Below are 2,855 nucleotides of genomic sequence, written 5' to 3'. Positions count from 1 at the left end.
ATCAAACAGAAAATAATTAAAGCCCGGTAAGTTTTTTCCCATCGCCATCAGTATGGCTAAAATGGTACAGGTAAGTATCCACCATTTATGTTTACCATCTAATAAAAACAAACCTAAAATGCCGAGGAAACAAATGATGGCGCCTAAATAAATTGGCCCAACTGTAAATGGCTGATCGCCCCAGTAAATCCTTTGAGAAAAATTGCTGGTTAAATTTTCAGCATCGGCTTCGGGTACGCTCAGTGTTTCGGTCAGGTTTTTATATACATTCGATTTGTCATCAAGTTTAGGAAATATTTCCTGCTCGCCATCACGTTCTGCATAATGGCTGCCATAACCCCTTATACCGGGAAACATTAAACTAAAACTTTCCATTCTGCCATAACTCCATTGAAAAGCATAATCTTTTTGCAGACCGGTGGTTTTAGAGTCTTTAGTAATTTTATCTTTAGTTACCTCTTTAGTATCCATTATTAACATGCCGCCACGCTTACTGCTTTTTGTATAATCGGCATTTACCCATAAGTTTAAAACGTTAACACCAATACCAATTAATGCAGCAACCAGTACAAGGCCCAATGCCTTACCTGCCTGTGCCAGTTGTTTTTGTTTTACCCAATGTATAAAATAGGCCACCGTCATAATTGCGGCAATAATAAAAAAGTAATAATTTATTTGCTGGTGGTTCATACCCAGCTGCATCATGGTAAATAATGCCGTTAACGTAAAGCCCCATAAATATTTTTTTTCAAAAAGCAAGATCATGGCCCCAAGTGTGGCTGGTATATAACCCAGTGTAAGCATCTGTGTATCGTGGCCTGCAGTAATGGCAATGGGTGTAAAACTGCTGAAGGCAAAAGCTAATGCACCTAATACCGACGTCCACGGCCGCAGTTTTAAAACCGATAAAAGAAAGTACATGCTGATGCACATTAAAAAGAAAAAGTTAATGGGCTTGGGCAACCATAGCGTAAAAATATTATGGATAATTTCTACCGGGTTCCATGGTGTGGGATACGTAATTTGGTAACTCGGCATGCCCGAAAACATATTGCTGGCCCATAAAGCGCCGCGGCCTTTTTCATTCGTTCTTTCTATTAACTGGTGGCTCATGCCCTGCCATTGGGTAATATCGCTTTGCTGTAAAGTAAGACTGCTGTCTAAAGCCGGTTTACAAAAAATAACAGATACTATTAAAAAAATACCAATTGCAATTAAATGGGGCATTGCTTTTTTAAACCAGGCTTGCTTCATCGTATAGATTTTTTAAGGCGCTAAGATAATTTAATTTTTTAAGTGAAAAGGTTTAAGTGGATAAGGGCAATATCATTATCTTATTAATCGTTGTTTTCAACTATATCACCCCTTCGGACAGTGTCGTTAAGTTAAGCGTTTTGTAAAGACCTCATCCCTCCCGATTTATCGGGACTCCAAAGGAGAGGGAACTGGAATGGGGAGTTTTATAATTTAAATACCCTTAACTTAATGACATTGCCCTTCGGGATTTTAAAGCCTGAAAGGCTGACATTACTATAGAGACTAAATTAATTAATGCCGCAAAAACCCGGAGGGGTGATATTAGAACGTGTAGCGTTAGGCTTAAATTAATGAGATTGGCAGGTGGATGCAGGTTCGTGAAATTGGATTTTTGCAACAATTACATATTTTCCAGCTTTAACCCTTTTTTAATTTTGTATAAAAAATTACCGGCAGGGGAGCGGAGCAGGTAAAATAAAATTTTCAACCTTATTTGCCACAGGTTGAGCAAAAAACTTTTGCCAAAATGTTTTTCATATACTTTTTTGCTTTCGGCAAGCGATAAAAAATAACCGCTGCTGCTTATACCGGCAGGGGCAAAGTTTACCAATGGCGTTTGTAAAAAAATAAATTTTTCATCGGCAATACGGCATAAAAAATCGTAATCGGCGGCAATTTTTTCGGTGGTGCTGTACAGCCCGTATTTATTATGCAGCTCTTTTTTTACAAACATGGTTTGATGGCAGATACTCCGCATGCCACGGTACAGTTTACTTTTTTCAAAAGGTTTACCTATAATTACCCACTGGTTGCCCCGTAATAATTTGTATTTGCTGTGCAGCCATTGCAGCGTTTGATCCTTATCAAATGCATTTTGTGCATGGGCTATGGCCTGTGCATCATAAAAAGTATCCCCTGCATTCAGCATTACCACAATATTGCCACCGGCATTTTTTATGCCTTTGTTTATGGCATCGTAAATGCCGTTGTCGGCTTCGCAGATCCAGCGGCGGTAAGGCGGTTGTGGGTTATTTAGTAAATAATTTTTTATATCCGGTGTGGATGATCCATCAATAATTAAATGCTCAAAAGGCGGTTGTTGCTGCACATTTACCGATTGGCAGGTGTCCACCACATCCTGCAGGTTGTTGTAGCAAATGGTAATAACGGTAATGGTGTTGGGCTGCATGTAGCGGCAAATTTATTTAATATGGGGCATTAAATAAATAAAAAGAACAGCCACTTTGGAAATGTATATTTTCTATTTGCACAATTGGGTTTTAAATGTGGAAAATATTGTTGCTGATATACATTGCAGATAGCAACATTTTTAAGTTTTATCGTATCTTGTTAGCGTTAGTTACCACAACTGCCCAATCCTGCTCCCTTTTAAAATTATAAGCTGTTCTGGCACGTGTAATTTTTTGAATTCAAAATAATTCACTTTTCAATTTGTAGTTATGAAAAAAGTTTACCTGACAGTAGTATCATTATTATTATTGTCAATAGCTTCATTTGCTCAGGGTACATTTATATCAAATGTAGTTGCAGGTAACTGGAATACTGCTGGTTCCTGGTTAATAATTGCTGGTTCAGAT

1 protein-coding gene and 1 pseudogene are annotated in these 2,855 nt (G+C 38.0%); both read right to left on the bottom strand.

Annotated elements, in window-relative coordinates:
• A pseudogene (locus ACY65O_RS02530) lies at positions 1–1,254 on the bottom strand (YfhO family protein); the annotation flags it as partial.
• A 403-nt stretch (positions 1,255–1,657) separates the two neighbouring features.
• Positions 1,658–2,446: a glycosyltransferase gene (locus ACY65O_RS02525; protein WP_462219281.1), complete on the bottom strand. Its 789-nt coding sequence runs from the start codon at positions 2,444–2,446 to the stop codon at positions 1,658–1,660.
• Positions 2,447–2,855: the final 409 nt, after the last annotated feature.

It is taken from the genome of Ferruginibacter sp. (assembly GCF_031430955.1).
Lineage (GTDB): Bacteria > Bacteroidota > Bacteroidia > Chitinophagales > Chitinophagaceae > Ferruginibacter.
Note: the sequence above shows the minus strand (reverse complement) of the source record. Positions and strands in the feature narration are given on the sequence as shown.